The 16299-nt window shown below is 54.8% G+C and carries 17 protein-coding genes; 5 read left to right on the top strand and 12 right to left on the bottom strand.

Features of this window, described 5'->3' with window-relative positions; genetic code table 11:
- Positions 1 to 648: 648 nt before the first annotated feature.
- On the top strand, positions 649 to 930 hold the full coding sequence (locus tag ACX9GU_RS01160; protein ID WP_473193608.1) for a FaeA/PapI family transcriptional regulator: 282 nt from the start codon (positions 649 to 651) through the stop codon (positions 928 to 930).
- A 55-nt stretch (positions 931 to 985) separates the two neighbouring features.
- The gene (locus tag ACX9GU_RS01165; RefSeq protein WP_473193609.1) at positions 986 to 1564 is read left to right on the top strand and encodes a response regulator transcription factor; all 579 of its coding nucleotides are present in this window, start codon (positions 986 to 988) and stop codon (positions 1562 to 1564) included.
- Between the two features lie 115 nt (positions 1565 to 1679).
- Here ACX9GU_RS01165 and ACX9GU_RS01170 read toward each other — a convergent pair whose 3' ends face one another.
- The 12 genes from ACX9GU_RS01170 to ACX9GU_RS01225 all read right to left on the bottom strand — a co-directional run bounded on the left by ACX9GU_RS01170 (position 1680) and on the right by ACX9GU_RS01225 (position 13752).
- Entirely contained in the window at positions 1680 to 3179 is a 1500-nt protein-coding gene (locus tag ACX9GU_RS01170) for a protein kinase domain-containing protein (RefSeq protein WP_473193610.1), read from the bottom strand.
- Positions 3180 to 3209: 30 nt separating this feature from the next.
- Entirely contained in the window at positions 3210 to 4799 is a 1590-nt protein-coding gene (locus ACX9GU_RS01175) for a PP2C family serine/threonine-protein phosphatase (protein ID WP_473193611.1), read from the bottom strand.
- Complete coding sequence (locus tag ACX9GU_RS01180) at positions 4799 to 5839, bottom strand: TerY-C metal binding domain-containing protein (RefSeq protein ID WP_418337475.1); 1041 nt, start codon at positions 5837 to 5839, stop codon at positions 4799 to 4801. Before ACX9GU_RS01180 ends, ACX9GU_RS01175 begins: the two co-directional genes overlap by 1 nt.
- A gap of 95 nt (positions 5840 to 5934) precedes the next feature.
- Positions 5935 to 6573 (bottom strand): vWA domain-containing protein, encoded by a 639-nt coding sequence (locus ACX9GU_RS01185; protein ID WP_021807360.1) that lies wholly within the window; start codon positions 6571 to 6573, stop codon positions 5935 to 5937.
- Entirely contained in the window at positions 6570 to 7214 is a 645-nt protein-coding gene (locus tag ACX9GU_RS01190) for a TerD family protein (RefSeq protein ID WP_021181609.1), read from the bottom strand. Before ACX9GU_RS01190 ends, ACX9GU_RS01185 begins: the two co-directional genes overlap by 4 nt.
- 20 nt (positions 7215 to 7234) lie before the next feature.
- Positions 7235 to 7873 carry a vWA domain-containing protein gene (locus tag ACX9GU_RS01195; RefSeq protein ID WP_021807361.1) on the bottom strand — a complete coding sequence of 213 codons (639 nt, stop codon included), beginning with the start codon at positions 7871 to 7873 and terminating at the stop codon, positions 7235 to 7237.
- Positions 7874 to 8274: 401 nt separating this feature from the next.
- Complete coding sequence (locus ACX9GU_RS01200; protein WP_179249321.1) at positions 8275 to 8748, bottom strand: SMC-Scp complex subunit ScpB; 474 nt, start codon at positions 8746 to 8748, stop codon at positions 8275 to 8277.
- 2 nt (positions 8749 to 8750) lie between these two features.
- A complete protein-coding gene (locus ACX9GU_RS01205) occupies positions 8751 to 9707 on the bottom strand; it encodes an HpcH/HpaI aldolase/citrate lyase family protein (RefSeq protein WP_179251126.1) in 957 nt (318 codons plus the stop codon).
- Positions 9707 to 10786, bottom strand: a complete 1080-nt coding sequence (locus tag ACX9GU_RS01210; RefSeq protein ID WP_473193612.1) for a cysteine protease StiP family protein — start codon at positions 10784 to 10786, stop codon at positions 9707 to 9709. Before ACX9GU_RS01210 ends, ACX9GU_RS01205 begins: the two co-directional genes overlap by 1 nt.
- Position 10787: 1 nt before the next feature.
- On the bottom strand, positions 10788 to 11561 hold the full coding sequence (locus ACX9GU_RS01215) for an HAD family hydrolase (RefSeq protein ID WP_473193613.1): 774 nt from the start codon (positions 11559 to 11561) through the stop codon (positions 10788 to 10790).
- A complete protein-coding gene (locus ACX9GU_RS01220) occupies positions 11554 to 12684 on the bottom strand; it encodes a phosphoribosyltransferase domain-containing protein (RefSeq protein ID WP_059199159.1) in 1131 nt (376 codons plus the stop codon). The genes ACX9GU_RS01215 and ACX9GU_RS01220 overlap by 8 nt, the downstream gene beginning before the upstream one ends.
- A gap of 3 nt (positions 12685 to 12687) precedes the next feature.
- A complete protein-coding gene (locus tag ACX9GU_RS01225) occupies positions 12688 to 13752 on the bottom strand; it encodes an ATP-grasp domain-containing protein (protein WP_473193614.1) in 1065 nt (354 codons plus the stop codon).
- 325 nt (positions 13753 to 14077) lie between these two features.
- On the opposite strand from ACX9GU_RS01225, the gene ACX9GU_RS01230 reads away from it, so the two are divergent.
- The 3 genes from ACX9GU_RS01230 to ACX9GU_RS01240 are packed head-to-tail and all read left to right on the top strand — an operon-like array spanning position 14078 to position 16292.
- Positions 14078 to 14665, top strand: coding sequence for a TerD family protein (locus ACX9GU_RS01230; protein WP_024485074.1), 588 nt, complete (start codon positions 14078 to 14080; stop codon positions 14663 to 14665).
- Positions 14665 to 15813: a TerD family protein gene (locus tag ACX9GU_RS01235; protein ID WP_473193615.1), complete on the top strand. Its 1149-nt coding sequence runs from the start codon at positions 14665 to 14667 to the stop codon at positions 15811 to 15813. The genes ACX9GU_RS01230 and ACX9GU_RS01235 overlap by 1 nt, the downstream gene beginning before the upstream one ends.
- Before the next feature lie 23 nt (positions 15814 to 15836).
- Positions 15837 to 16292, top strand: a complete 456-nt coding sequence (locus tag ACX9GU_RS01240; protein WP_141130908.1) for a tellurite resistance TerB family protein — start codon at positions 15837 to 15839, stop codon at positions 16290 to 16292.
- Positions 16293 to 16299 lie beyond the last annotated feature (7 nt).

A 16299-nucleotide genomic window follows, 5' to 3' on the forward strand; every position in this document is an offset into this window, starting at 1 on the left:
AACTACTGATGCCGTCAATTTTTAAGAAGTGAGCAAAATATCCTGATGCTATTCCCATGCGTTTTTAAGCCAAGACTATGCCCTAATGGATTGAGAGAGGTTGGCTATCCATCAAGCATGAAAGACTTGTTGTGTTGCTGTCTTTCTATCACGGGATACACAGTTTTACTGAGCTGGAAATGGAGGGTTTTCGCACTCTATAATTATCCAAATCGAAAACAAAGCCTTTCATTTTGATTTTTCATTCAGATTAATCTCTCAGTATTTACGATATATGTTTAGGATACTTCCCAGCTGCTCATTGAGGCCGGGATTATTACGGCCAACCTTGTTTTTTTAAAGTTTTTTTTGATGAATAAAGTGATTTTGCAATAAATGCCTTGGCAGGTGGTTTTTATGGCTAAATTGCGAGTTAATATTGTATGTATCATTATGTTTCTGGAGTATTATATCGCAAATTTAATTTAGCCAGATTTAAAACTCGTTATTGCGCCGTTTATGAATGCTTTCATCCGATGTGGTATTAAATACGCTCAGAAAGCCAAGCAGACAGGACCTGCATGCCGTTTGCCGCTTTGATCAGTGGGCTTTGGCCTGTAACGCGGGCTTATTCATCACGAAAGCTCGTCAGAGAAAAGGTTTAACCTAATGAAATATAAAAAACATAATGCAGCCTTCGACAAGGTTCTGACGGCGTTGCAAGTTTTGAGCCGTGTTGATTGCTGCCCTCCCGATACATTGCCACCTAGAGAAAAATGGCCCAAGACCCGGGATATTGCCGATTACTGTGATACCAACATTTATGTGTCCCGCTACTACCTGATGAAACTGGTAAAGAAAAAGAAGGCGCATGTCTCATCGGTGCCAGACCAAAAGAGCTTACGCTGGTGTATTGCAACACCTTCCTTGGGCGGGGATTTATCCCAATGATGTATCACCTAATCAACGGTGTCATTTAAAAGAATCAGGCTGTTAAGGTGTCAATATGAACTCACGCATCGTTATTGCTCTGTGGGGCAAGAATTTCTATTTCTTACAAGGCATTCGCCACCTTTTTGAACGGTATTTTTACCTCAGGGGAGTATCCCCTCTATTTGTTCATGCAGATTGCAATGATATTATTCATCTGAAAGTTGCGGATCTGATTGTCAGGAGCAACGCCAGCTGGAGGGGAGATGGGTATCAATGCTACCAAATCTTCCTCATACGGAACAAAAATACAGAAGGGGTCACCTATCAACAGGGAGAAATCGGCCTGCATGATAAACCCGAGGTGGTGATGCAACTGCTGGATAGGCTGTTCGACGTGCAGCTCAATAATAATGCTACCTGCGTACCTGACTACGAAAAGATCTCTCGGCGAGAGCGGGAAGTCTTGCAGGCGATAGCAGCAGGCTTATCGCCTACACAGATAGCCAGGAAGTTGCAGATTAGCACCAAGACCGTCAGCGCTCATAAGCAGGCATCCATGCGAAAATTGGGATTCCAGCGCAGTCATGATTTGTACCATTGGTTGTGGCAAGGCAACCCGGATATATTGAGGAGCACGGTGGGAGAGGGATGATGCTAACTAAGGGTGAGAAAACACTAATGGTTGTATTTTTATGGGGCGCAGGTGTGGGCCTTCCTTTCCCCCATAACACCGTGCGAGGCGGGCCATACCCCGCACTCATCAAAGCTTAGTTCACCACCAACTGCACCACTACCAGCCTGCCGCCTTCTTCGGTGGAGAGCACAAACTGAACCCCATCGTTCAGCGCCAGCTTGTCACCAATCGGCACGACCTTTTTATCCGGTAAGGACAACAGCCCGCTGATGCCTTCATTCACCAGCCACCATTGATCGTTATGGAATACGAAATAGCCCACGCGTTTTTTCTGTGCGTCTGGCGTGCGTTCATTGGGCGCTATCAGGCGGTTAACGTGCCAGGCGTAAATTGACTGACCGCTCCAGACCATCAGGCGATGATCGTCCGGGCGGAAGCTCCCGGCCTTACGCGAGGAGTACAGATTCAGGATTGGCAGCTTGCCCTTGAACGGTGTGCCGCAATACGGGCAGGCCGGGCGGTTTTTACCGGAGAACACGTACCATTTCTGTTCGCAGGCAGTGTTTTGACACGGCTGGATCAGATCGACTGTTTTCACCAACGCCGTTTCCCACTCATCGGCGGTTGGCCGCCTGGTGGGTTCATGCAGACCTTCAATAAACGCCCTTTCAAACAGCGGCGTCAGGTAAGGGCCCATAATGGTGTAGGGCACTTTCTGCGGATCGGCCCAAGGCAGCGAAGAAGGGCTGACCTGGTTGAGTTTGACCGCATTGCTGTTATCGGTCGGGTGCTCTATAAACAGCGCCCTCTCACCCATCGCCAGCGATTCGTCGCGCATCTCATCGTCCATGTCATGGATCTTGCCGCCGCGCAGTGGGTGGCGGAAGAACAGGTACATGTAGATCAGCACGGATAACGCATGCCTGTCGGTGGCGATGCTTGGCAGTATGCGCTGCGGATCTTCTTTCGGCAGATGACTGGTTTTCACCACTTCCGGGGCAATAAAGTCCGGCGTGCCGACCACGTCCGGGGGATATTTGCCTGGTACCACCAGCCCGTCGACGTCAATGATGCAGGCATGGCCCTGCTCGGGGTCGATCAGCACGTTTTTATAGCTCAGATCGCTATGGCACAGGCCCGCGGCGTGCATACGCCGGACGGCCCGGGTCAGCAGCAGGCATACCTTCAGGTAATTCAGCGTGTTGCCACGTTCGCGCGGATCCAGGAACTTGTTCTGGTTATTGGCGCTGGCGAACCATTTACCTTCCTTCTCGCGGCCTTTAATCCCCAGGAAGTCGTTATTCTTGGAGCCGTACTTAAAGAAGAAGTGGCTCTGGTAGGTGGGCACCACGATGCCGATTTTGCCGTCGTGTTCCACTATGCTGGTGGGCCAACAAAACAGCCCTTGCCAGTAATCCCCACCGGCTTGCTCAAAGATGTTCTGCCGGTAGCGGCCAGTGATCATCTCGATGCGTTCTTTCGCCTGCTCGTTCTGCGGCTTTTTATAGAACGCCACTACGTATGATTTGTCCGGCGAAAAGTAGACGTCCTTCATGGAGCCGGAGCCGATGATCTCATCGACATACTGGATGGTTGCGCCATCCCTGGTGGTACAGGTAACAATATTTGCCATTTTACTCACCCGCTATGTAGTCCAATCCATTCACCACGCCACGATTAGGGTCCGATCGTCGTGATTGCCCGGGGAGAAGAAGTTCAGCCATTCGGCCAGCCGCTCTGCGGGCTGCGAGGGATCGTTCAGGCAGGGCGTCAGCTCCGCGATCAGGTCATCCCATTTCTGGCTATTTTGCAGGCCATTATCCGTTTCAAAGCGGGGATCGGAGACGCCGTCGGTCATCAGTACCAGATGAGAGACCTCGGTCCATTTACCGATGCTGATGCGCTTACTGAAATTCGCATCGTTCACAGCATCGGCATCCAGGAAACGCGTTTGGCCCGCATACTCGCCGCTGTCTGGCGTGCCCAACACGCGCACTTTGCCCACCGGCCCGTAGGCCGCAATGGCACCGTCGCCCAACCAGAATGAGGCGGCGAACAGCTCGGCCCCGGTACGGAAGGAAACGGTGACCAGCAGCGTGGTGGAATAGGATTTGGCGCTCTCTTCGGCCCGGATGGATTCATTGCTGATATTGTTGACGGCCATGATCGCGGCCTGACGGAACAGGCGATTAAATGCCTCCCAGACTATCCGCTGATCGTCGGTTCCCCAGTTTTCAACGCAGGCTTTGAGTTCCAGCCCTTTGTCGCTATTCAGCAGGGTAGTCAGGTAGTCGCCCACGGTTTGAGTCGCGATGCGCGAGCCCTCGCGCGAATTTTTCGCGCTACCGGCTCCGTCTGCCACTAACATGACGTTCCAGCCGGTATCGCTATTGCTGGCGATGTAAAAGTCGTCATCCCGGAAGGTGCCCGCATGCTCGTGTGAGCGCCCCCTGCGGCTGGCCGCCACGATGTTCACGCCAGGCCCCTGGATCTGCTGATGGGCGACATGCGGTTTGAAATAGCGCGAATCGGCAGGCGGCTCGAGGATTTTCCACAGGCTGCGCGGGTCGGGGTTAACGATAAAGGGTACTTGGGTGGAGCATTGCGGCGCAGTAGGACAAGACCAGGTGACCGTGATGTCAAAATCGCCGCTTTCGGTGGCAGTTCCAGCCAGTGAAGAGGTCGCCGGATCAAAGGTGATGCCGATATCTTTGGAGAACGCGACGGCCAGCACTTCGGCGGTCGTTCCATCATCCAGCACGATATCGATTTCAGAATGAAAGGGGACGCCGGTACGGGCATTGGCCACGTTGATTTTTGCCTGCGGCTGAATGTTCTGCGGCGTGCTAATCGGGGTAGCGGTGCCGGACGGGATCTGGCCTGGCTTCAGGTTTTCTTTGGCGGTTTCTTCAGGCAATGCGGCATCTCCTGTCACTTGCAGTGGATCAAACCGACTCTCAGGGGTTGGCAGATCTGCGGCTTCAGGGGCGGCAACAGGGATGTCATCGCTCTTGGTGAGGACCACTTTAGGTTCGTCGGCCAAGGTATCGTCATTGGCAACCAACGGCGGAGCTTCTGTTGTCTCAACCGTTGCGGGGGTCTTGGCCGTCACTTTCGTGATGAGGTTGGTCAGTAAGGTGCCGATCTCATCATCGGCTTGCAGGCTGGCAAGCTGGGCGTCATCCGTCGTTGCGCCCGTTTCAGCCAGGATCAGCATGAGTACGTTCTGGCGCAGTTTCTCCACGTCTTGCATCAGCCTTTCCCTCGCGTTACGTCGAAATCAGAGTCGCCGCCGTTTTCCCTGAACGTCAGCCCCTTCTCGCACCACGGGCAGATAACGTCATCGGGCCCGTTGACGCACAACAGCTTGCCGCAGGTACACATCGCAAAGGCGCTGGCATTGCCGCAGTACGGGCAACCCGGCACGCCGTGCAGTTCGCTGGTATTGACCTGAATGGCAGACGCCGATTCATCGCTCCAGGCAAAATAATCCTCATCGATCGGGAAGCAGCCGTTGAGGTTAAAGCCGTTGATATTGAGCTTGAAATCCAGCGAGGAGAGGTTGATGGCCGGGCGTTCGTATTTCATCAGATAAGGGCGGCGTGACTTGCTGCAGCGGCCCGTCAGGGTGACGCAGTTTTCGTCGTAGGCTCTGGCAATATCGTCTTTGGCCAGCCGCACAATGTGATCGGTGTGGGTGAGCAACGGAGGCGCATCTTCCCCTACGCTGCGGCTGTGGGCAGAGACAGACGCGGTGATCCACTTAATGAACTGGGCGAAATCCCCTTCCTGACTGTCGGTGAACAGTAAGACGTTATCGGTCAGTTGCCGCAGGATGTTCATATCCGCCGAAGGGCCAAGGCCGATGGCGATCAGGTTGACCTTATTGGCGTAGTTTTCTTTCCAGCGCCTGATTTCGGGGGCGGGATCGTCCGTTGGGCGGCCATCTGTGAGCAGGTACACCACCGGTTTCCAGTCGCCTTTGCGTTCCTGGGTGGTTTTTCTGACCTGTTGATCCAACTGACGGGTGAGTTCCCGCAATGCCGCGCCTAGGTTGGTACCACCGCCGATCGGCAGGCGAGGGGGATAAAATGACACCACCTCCACTAGCGGTACGATGGTTTTTGCCACCCCGGCGAAGGCAATCACCGATATCCAGGCGGTTTCAAGCGCGTGGGGGTCTTTTTTCAGGTCGCTGACGATCCTTTGCAGGCCATCATTCATTTTCTTCAGGCTCTCCCCGATCATGGACTCTGAGCAGTCCAAGACCAGGAAGATGGGCAGTCTTCTCATGGTTAAAAACCTCGTCAGGCGGATGCTTCTTGCAATGCGCGTCATGGGGCAATGAAAAAACAGGCAAAGCTCCGGGTAGAGGCTTTGCCTGTTGGCTACAGAACCAGCTGTATTTCCGGTGGTGGTGGCGGGAGGTTATCCTGCCCGGCGTTAACACCCGCACTGGAACTGCCTGACGCGACGCTGGCCGACACCCATTTGAAGAAGCCGGAAAAGGCCGTTGAATCCAGAGTTTCGAGGGCCACAACCTGAGAGGTCAGTTGCTTGAGGTGTTCATGCTTGGCCTTCGGCCCGACCGCACAGGCGATAATGGAACCGAAGGAACGTTTTTTAACTTCTTTGATTGCCTCGCCATAGGCATAGCTGTCTGACGGGGTGCCATCGGTCATCAGGAATACCAGCGGCCGCCAATCGCCTTTCTGATCGCCATCGGAGCGGTGGATATCCCGATCGACACATTTGATCAGGCACTCAAGCGCGGCCCCGGTGAAGGTGCCACCCGCGCTGGGGACGACAATGTCGCTGAACTGGAACTCTTCCAATGAGGTTAGTGGGATAAACTCCCGGGCTTCGTTATCAAAGGTGATGATGGAGATATGCACGCTTTCCAGCGCATAAGGATCCTGGCGCAGCGCGCTCATCATTGACTGAATGCCCACGTTAACGGCATGGATAGATTCCCCGCGCATCGACCCGGAGGTATCAATCAGCAGGTAAACGGGTAATCTTCTCATTGCAGGTAGTTCTTTAAGTGGGACACGAAAGAGTCGGACTCGGAAGGTTCGCCAATGGCGTTCAGCTTCCAGCCGGTGCTTTCACGCACCAACTCGGCAAACAGCATGGAGCGCTGGCCATCAAAGGCGGCCCCGCCCGAAAGATCGAAACGCGCCATTTCCACGTTTTTGGCATCCACCGCGCGGATAAAGGCGTTTTGCACCTTGCCGAAGTGTTGCTTCAGCTCCTGGCCGTTATAGATCTGCACGATGAAGACGATTTTTTCGTACTTGGGATCGAGGGAGTTCAACTGGGCGATAATCTGCTCGTCATCACCGTCGCCCGCGCCGGTGCGGTTGTCGCCGGTCAGCCAGATGTGGCCAGACTTATGGCGCTGGCTGTTGAAGAAAATGATGTCTCCGTTAACCAGCGAAGGCCGGCCGTTTTCCACATCGCCCAGATCGGCGACTTTGCCTTGGGCATTACACAGGAAGGCGATAACGTCGAGATCATACTCCGGCTCTTTCTTGCCAAACAGACCACCCAGCAAACCTTTCTTCTCTTCATTGATATCCCAGCCGAGCCCAATGGTGACTGAGGAAAGGTCGTGTTCGTTTTTACGCAGGCTGACGCTTTGTCCTTTACGCAAACTGACTGACATAAAATCTCCTTGAAAATGTTTTATAGCACAACGTTAACTTCGGGAGGTGGTGGCGGTAAATCGTCCAGGCCAATAACTTCCTTTTTACCTGACTCGACTTTCTGGCTGCCGACGGAAATGCTGGCCGACACCCATTTAAAGAAGGCTTTGATCGAGGTGGAGTCCGCCGTATCCAGTTGGAGCACGATCTCGGTGATTTCCTGGAGTACTTTGGTTTCGGCGCTGTGCCCAGCGGCACAGGCAACGACCACGCCGGTTCTGGCGGCTTTAAAGTCGCTGACGCCTTTGCGCCAGTCATCCGTGGGTGAGCCATCGGTCATGATGAACACCAACGGGCGCCAATCGCCTTTGGTCTCGGCGGTGGTTTTCTGCACTTCGTTGCTGATGCTGGTGGCGACCAGTGAGAGGGCCTCACCCAGCGCGGTGGTGCCGCTGGCCACCAGTTCTGGCAGCTTGAAGCTCAGCAGATCGGTGAGTGGCACTGCCTGGCGTGCGGAGGAATCAAAGGTAATGACGGAAACATAGGCGGTTTCAAGGGCGTAGGGATCTTGTCGCAGGGTGGAGAGCAGCGTTTGCACTCCATTTTTGACCGCTTCAATGGGTTCGCCCGTCATGGAGCCCGAAGTATCAAGTAGCAGATAGACCGGAAGTCTTCTCATCGTATTCCCTTATTGAGTGCCGAGTTTACATAATAAGTGTTCTGGTCGTTATCTCAACAGAAATACCCGTGATTAAGGTTGGAGATTTGGCTGTTTTCCCCTCACCCCAACCCTCTCCCACAGGGAGAGGGGGCCAGCGCGGAGTGGTGGTCGGGAGCGGGAGTTGATCTGTAACAGGGCTGATAGAGAGGATGTCGTTGAGTTGTAGCACGGACCGTCCTCTTTTCCACAGGGAGAGGGGGCCAGCGCGGAGTGGTGGTCGGGGGCGGGAGTTGATCTTTAACTTGGAAGTAATGAGGAAATTCGATCGGTCCCCTTATCCAAGGTGCGTTACCGAGCTTTCAGATCTACTCGATCGATCCCCTCTCCCTGTGGGAGAGGGTTAGGGTGAGGGAAAGGTATTACGGCTTCTGCTTGCTGGCCTGAATGCTGCGTACCAGGTCGTCGATACAGCGCTCAACAACCATCTCCACCGCTTCGCTGCGGGTCGTTTCTGTCACTCTGGATAAACGATCGATTTTGCGTAGCACCGACATTTTCAATGACAGCGACACGGCTTTCTTCTTCTCTTTATCCAGATAGACACGGCTGACGACTTCACCGGTTTTCAGCTCAGAATTGGCCGCTAACGCATCCTGCATACGGCGAAAGTGCTTCTTGTCCAGATGCCCAGGCTGCGTCAACTGATAGGAATGGGTCGCCTTGCGGTATTTGATCTCCGCCTCGTAGGACTCTCTCAGTTCCTTAAGCACGCGTGTCAGGGTTGGCCCCGAGCAGTCTAACTCAGTGATGATCTTGTCAGCGGATACGGGTTTACCCGCACTGAGTAAAATGGCCAGCTTATAGATCCGTGCCTGTCGCGTATTGAGTTGCATGATTAATGACTGCCTGCGTTAATGCTAAACCGGTGGCTTTCCTGAGATGACTCGTTGGCAATTCCATATACCTGAGCACGCGCCAGAATTTCTGACGCCCAGCGGCGATGGGTTGCCGGTTCGCACATGGTTCCCTGCGATTTAAACACCGCCTGTGAGGAGTTGAGGATCCGCAGCGCATCGGTATGATCGTTTGCCTGCACCATCAACGCCTTTTCGATCTTGCCGATCTGATTCGGGTGGATCGCCGTCTTGCCGACCAGGCCATGGGCGATATCGAGCGCCAATTCCCTATCCATAATCTGATGATCGTCTATATGCTCGCAAACCGGTGCCGTCAGGGCGAAATCACGCGGGGAAAACACGGCGACCAGCATTTTGATCACATAGCCCATCGGGCCGTCATACAGCGTCAGGTTGCGCGGCCTTCTGAGTGCCACCACGTTCATCAGATCGTTGCCACCGATACGCAGGGCGATGATGCGCCGATAGCACGGATGGTGATGCAGGGTGTTGGCCAGCTCACGCATTTGCACCACATCAAACACTTCTTCTGTCTCGAGCGTGGGCATCATGCACAGGTGCGAGTCCTGCATCATGTTCCACCAATAAGGCAGCGAAGCCAGCGTGAATTTGGGCAGCACCAAGCCGTCCACCGCGCTGAAATCCATGCTCGCCAGCAGTTGTTTACCCATCTCTTTATGACGTGGCCGTACGAATACCAACGGCCAGTGGTCATTGCCCTCCGCGGCCTTGGCTTGGGCCAACGTCTGGGTGAGTTCGCGCAGGTTGTCCAGCGCCTGGGGAATATCTTCGTCGCTGACCGCGTCTTCCAGGCAGACGATCAGCGAGCGTAAACCGGCGATCTTGTTATTGAGGATCGTATCGGCGATATCCGTTCTGGTGGCGGGCATATAGAGTGAAGCACCCAGCCGCCAAGGGGAGAGTCGTTGGTTCATTAGAGCACCTTCTTGATAATTGTTACCGCACGGTACTGCCCGATCTCATCACCGACTTCGGTAATGGTCAGCCCCTTTTCGCGTGCCAGATAGACCAGCAGCGCGACGTCGGGATCGTCTACCGCACGGACCAAGACGTGATCCGGTACTCTGCGTAGCACAGCGCGCGTAGCCTCTGCGATCCCTGGTTTAATTCGGTTAATGCTGGCAACCTGATATTTCTCGGCGAGGTGGTTAACCACCCTCTCGCTTTGTTGTTTCAGGTAAGCCTTTCTCTCTGCATCCTGTGTGCAGGGCTCAAGCGCCGCTGTGTCTAGCGTCGCGCGATACTGTGCCACGGTATCCACCAGCAGACGGCTGCATTCAAACTGGGCGAGATGATCGCACTGTACGCAGCCGTGCAGGCCTTCGTTTGACCAGATAGAGCGTGAGATCATGCCGGAAACCGGCGCGCCCATAATGCCAAACGGGATCAGCCAGTCGTCGTCGCTGGCGGCCAGCCACGAACACCCACACGGGTCGGCAAGCACCACCAGACGGGGCTGTGCAGGATAGCCAGGCCGGTTGTTGAGGGAGCGGATCAGTTCGCCGGTAATGGCTCCCTTGCCCGTCCAGCCATCGACAAACACTATCCCTTCGGTGCCGTGGCGCGCCTCGATCCAGTCGAGTGCCACCGAGTCGATGCCCCGGTCACGAATGATACTGATGCCGTAGTGATACGACTCTTTACCCATGGCCCGCAGCGTTTGCTGGAGCATCACCCCTAGAGGAACCCCGGCACGCACCAGGCTGGCCAGAACTATCGGCGTATCGCCGAACCGCTCAATCAGCGCAAGGGCCAGCATCGAGACTTCTTTTGCCAGGCGTCCTGCACCCTGATCGAGTGCGCGGGCAAACAGGTCGAGGTGTGAAGGGGTCGGCTCCGGTTCCTGGCTCAACATCTCCGAGTAGTGACGGGCACCGGACTGGATCAGCTGTTCTTTCTCATCGACCGGCGTCATTTCCATTTCTACCGGTTGCAGCAGAAAGTGAACGTCCTCGGGCAGGTATGAGCCGGAAAAGGGCACAAAATCAGACATATTACTGCTCTCCGAAAATATGGCGGGAGATCGCTTCGGCAAACTGGCTCTGGCGCGGCAGGCCAAACCAGGTGCAAAGCTTCATAAAACGATGATCGCTGAGGCTGTCGCCCAACCCGATAACCGGGAACATGCCGCGTTCAAGGCGCAGTTTTTCCAGCAGGAAGGTGACGGCCAGCCCTTTCTCTACCACGGTCGGCAACCAGGCAACGTTGTTGCTGTTACGGTGAACGTAATAGCCTTCAGTGGGGAACAACTGCTCAATCTCATCGGCGATGGCGTAAAGCTCGTCCAGGCGGGTGCTATCGCGGTGCTTCATTACCAGATAGACCGGCGTGTCGCCGTATTCATAGTTGATACGCGCCCAGCCATTGATGTTGCGTTCGGCCATCAGCTCGGTGATCTTGCGTTGCATCGCCAGCAGGTCAGCAGCATAAGGTTGCAGTTTTTCCAGCATCAACGCTTGCCATGCCGCGTCCGCTTGCCCTTGTGGGTTGAGGATCACCGCACCGTGCGTGGTAACCGCCCATGACTTGAACGGGATACTCACCCGGGCAATCTCTTCCGTTCCACGCGCGGTGACCGGGATCAGCTCCGCATGTTCCAGCATCCAGTCCACCAGCATTGACTGCTCTTCGGTCATAAAGCTGCGTGGCTCAAGGCTACGATCCAAGGCGCCGGTGCGATACGGGGCCAGGTCGAGCTCATCGACCATCTTGCGGCGCGTCTGGAACAGGGTGTCGTCCAGATCGGAGAAAATGACCGGCTTATTCATAGCTTACGACCTCAACGGTTGGGGCGACCTGTTTTAACGCCTCAATTAACGCGGGATCAACGCTTGCCACAGGAGTTTCGATGCACAACAGGATCCGGTCAAACTGCTGGTGGGCCACGTTGTAGACAAAGTTGGGGATGCCGAGCCCATAGTTATCGCCAAAGGCGATGGCGGACTGGATGGCGAACCCGGTGGCAATCGGCGAACGGGTGGTGGAGCTGAATTTAACCTCGGCCCCCTGTTTTTCCAGGCGTTCAGCCAGCAGGAAGGGCTCCCAGACAAACTCGCTGCTGCCCAGCACCAGCAATTTCTCCCCTGGATGCGTCTGAATATCGCGCCCCAGATCCGCACTTGGCGATGAGATGCCCAAACGGCCCCAGCTTTGTTTACCGGTGATCGGCACGCTGCCGGTGGCGGTAACGTTGACGGCTGGCATCACCGGCACCGGAGCATCGGGATTTTTTTCCCAGTGCCAGTCACCCTGAACCAGTGACACATACTGGATAGGGATTGGGCTGCGTTGGGCGAGCGCATCGCCGCTCCAGTCGGTCAGCGTAACGGTGATGGCGCGGGCAATATTGTGTAACCCGGCATCCTGCTGTAAAGCCTGGAGCAGGTTGATGAAGGTGTTGCCGGTGGTGGCCTCATCGTCGATCAGCACCACGGTTTTGGCTTCCAGCACGCGGCGGCGTAGTTCGGCATCCTGTGGCAGATAAAGCAGGTGGTCGGTGGCGTGGCTGTGATTTTCTTTGAATTCGCACAGCAGCTCACCCCCCTCTACCGGATGGCGGGTGGAGGTGAGGTATACCGGATCGCTAACGCTGCCCCGGACTTCGTCAAACACACCTGCACCGAATCCGACGGCGGTTTCCGCCATGCCGATAAACAGCACCGGGCCTTGATCACAGGCCGGGAACAGCGCGGCCAATTGCTGATAGACGGCGCGCATGACGCTCGGCTTCACCGGAATATGGCGGCCCAACACTTTGCTGACGAACAGAAACGCGCGTTTCGGGTTGCGCCTTTCGGCTACGTCAAACAGCTCATCCAGCGCGATCGTGCCGCCGGTTGGGGTTACTTTCAGCGTGCCGCAGGACAGCGTGCGGGAATAGGTATTTAGCATGGGTTAGTCCTTCACCAGCAGGTTGTCGAGCTCGGGGTGATATCTGACGACATCGGTAATAGAACGGACGATCGCTGGGGAGAATGCGGTTTTGGCCTCATCAATCACTTCCTGCTGGCTCATTACGCCAAGCTTATACAGGGCGAACAGGCCCGGCAGATTGACGCCGCTGAAACGGGTATAACCGATACCACCAGACGGGCGCAGGTTGATTTCCAGCAGCACCGGGCGCCCGCTGGTGTCGTTGCGGGTTTGCACGTTGACCAGGCCGTCGGCCTGCATCGCGGTGGCACAGGCTTTAGCCAGTTCAAACGCCTCGCCGTGGTTTTCCAGATATTGCAGCGCCCCTTCTTTTCTACGTGCCACTGCAGCCAGGACCGTGCCCCGATCAACCAACATGTCGACGGAGTATTCAGGGCCAGGCAGGTAAGGCATCAGCACCAGTGGCTCAAACTTGCCAGCGTCTGCCAGCGCGCTGAGGTAGCGCTGCGGGTTCACTTTGCGGTTTTCCGGATGGGTAAAGGCGGCCATCGGGCCCACGCTTTCATCAAAACGCCAAAATCCCATGCCATAAATACCCTTCACCGGTTTGACGCACAGCTGCGCGCCAGAGAAAGGGGAACGGCTAATCAGATCGCGCAGTTCGGCCACCGACTCAATACGCAGAGAGGGGACGACCGGCAACCCATGCCGCTCCATGGCTTGGGCAAATGCCACTTTGTCATCGGCCAGCTCAAACATCGCCTGGCTGGTGGCACCGGTGGTCAGTGTGACACCGGCAGCCTCGATCTGTTGGCGATGAGCTTCGAACCACTGCGTGTTACGGCCCGTGTGGATGGCATTGATACCGCACTGTTTCACCGTAGACAGAATGAAGGGTAGCCGCTGTTCGTCTTCTTTCGGTTCGAACAAGGCGATGTCTGCCTGGGAGAGGATCTCGTTACGTTCATTACGGTGTGAGGCAACCACCGTCACGGCAGTTTGCTTGGCTTTCACCAATGAAACGATGCCCTGAATAATATCCCGCTGGGAAGATAAACCTTCCATAAGCCACATTTTGAGTGTCATTGTTGATTTTTTTCCGTTCAAGGCTTGATGGTTAAAAGGATCGCTGTGGGTTGAGGCCACCCGCTGGCGATGTCAATCATAACATGATGTCAGTCGAGAAGTGAAAATATACCTTTAAAAGTGGCGTGAAATGAATTTTGTAGCCAAAGAGTTACCCTGTTTAATAAAAAATAAATTCATTAAAAATATAAACTTAACTAAAGTAAGACCGATGGTAAGCAAAAATGGGGTTGTGCGTGAACACCATCATGATATGATTTTCTACTCATGGAATTTGGTGTAAAAAAATCACTGTTTTCAATACCAACTTGAAGGAACTTAAACCATGGTGTCATTAACCAAGAACCAGACCGTTTCGCTCAGCAAGCAGTCATCTGCCATCAACCAGCTGCACTTCGGCCTGGGGTGGGATCCGATCAAGAAGAAAGGCGGCCTGTTGAGCAAGATGTTCGGCGGCGGCAGTGATGCCATCGATCTTGATGCTGGCTGCGTATTGCTGGATAAAGATGGCAATACCCTCGACACCATCTGGTTCCGCCAGCTTAAGTCTCGCTGCGGCGCAGTGGTACACAGCGGCGACAACCTGACCGGTGAAGGCGATGGCGATGACGAAGTCATCCTGGTCGAGCTGGCAAAACTGCCTGCTCAGGTGGAATACCTGGCCTTTACCGTCAACAGCTTCCGTGGGCAGTCGTTCAACGATGTGGAAAACGCGTTTTGCCGCGTGGTCGATCAGGCCAAAAAGGAACTGGCGCGTTATGAGCTGAAAGAGCAGGGCGCTCATACCGGCATCGTGATTGCTTCACTTCGTCGTAACAATGGCCAATGGGATTTTACCGCGCATGGCAAAGCCTGCAGCGGCAGAACCATTGATGACATGCATGCAGACATCGTTGCTACCGTGGTGCGCTAATGAATATGACTCCGGGGGCCAATGCCCCAGTTCCATCTAAATTACTGAAGGTGCGCGTGTTGTCCGGCGCACCGGTTGATGCCTCCGCTTTCCGCCTGTATGCCGATGGCAAAGTGAAGGGCGACGCGGACATGATCTTTTATGGTCAGCCCAAGAGCGATGACGCCACGGTTGCCCTGACCCAAGAAGGTCATAACTCCAACTTCGCGGTAGACGTCAGCCGCTTGCACCCAGACGTGCAGAAAGTCGCCTTTACGGTGACCTGTGAAGGGGCTCAGACCGTCGCGGGCCTGCAACGTTTGCTGATCCAGATTGAAGCGGATAACGAAGTGCTGCTGGTGGGTACCGTTGAGCTGAATGGCCGCCAGGAAGCCGCATTGATCCTGGGTGAGCTTTACCGCCGCAACAGCGAATGGAAGTTCCGCTTTATCGCTCAGGGCTTCAACGGCGGGCTGAAACCGCTGGCTGAACATTTTGGTGTGGATGTGGCGGATGCCCCGGCAGCGGCTCCTGCACCGGCCCCAACGCCGGAGCCAGCCAAAATCAGCCTGAGCAAAGTGTCGTTAACCAAAGAAAAACCGGCTATCAGCCTGACCAAGCGGGATAACTTTGGTGAAATCCGTATCAACCTGAACTGGCATCGCGGCAGCGGTCCGACAGGGTTACGGGCGATGTTCAGTTCGAACAAGGGCGTCGATCTCGATCTCGGGGCGTTTGTTGAAATGGCCAACGGGGAAAAAACGGTGATCCAGGCGCTTGGTAAGCGTTTTGGTGACTACAACCGCGAGCCGTTTGTCCAACTGCAAGGCGATGACCGCACCGGTGATATCTCGGACGGCGAATGGCTGCATATCAACGGGCGCGAATGGAAACATATCCGCGAAGTGCTGGTTTATGCCTTCATCTACGAAGGGGTCGCGAGTTGGGATAAAACGGACGGCGTTGTGACGTTGCACGTGCCAGACCAGCCACCGATTGAAACCCGCATGTCGGAAGGCCAGAACAACCGCAACATGTGTGCCATTGCGCGCCTGGTTAACGAGAACGGTAGCATCAAGGTTGAGCGTGTTAACCGCTTCTTTAACGGTCACAGTGACATGGATCAGGCTTTCGGCTGGGGTTTCAGCTGGAGAGCAGGGTCAAAGTAATCAATTTCACAGAGGATTCCACCATGAGTTTTTTCAACAAGGTTAAAGGGGCATTCAGTGCCAGCCGCGACGAGCTAACCAAGCAGGTTAGCCGTTTCAAGAATAAAAAGTTCATGCAGGGTACCGTGGCCGTTTGTGCACGCATCGCCGTGGCCAGTGACGGCGTCAGCTCTGATGAAAAACAGAAGATGATTGGGTTCCTCCAGGCATCTGATGAGCTGAAAGTGTTCGAGACTTCTGAAGTCATCGAATTCTTTAACAAACTGATCGCCAGCTTTGAATTCGATGTCGAAATCGGCAAAGGCGAAACCATGAAGTACATCCTGGCGCTGAAAGACCAGCCGGAAGCGGCCCAACTGGCCATCCGTGTGGGTATTGCCGTAGCCAAAAGCGACGGTGACTTCGATCAGGATGAGCAAAAAGCGGTACGCGAAATCGTGGCTGCTCTGGGCTTTGATGCGGCCGAATTCGGTCTTTAATGTAATA

This window comes from Serratia sp. K1WW1 (genome assembly GCF_055790865.1).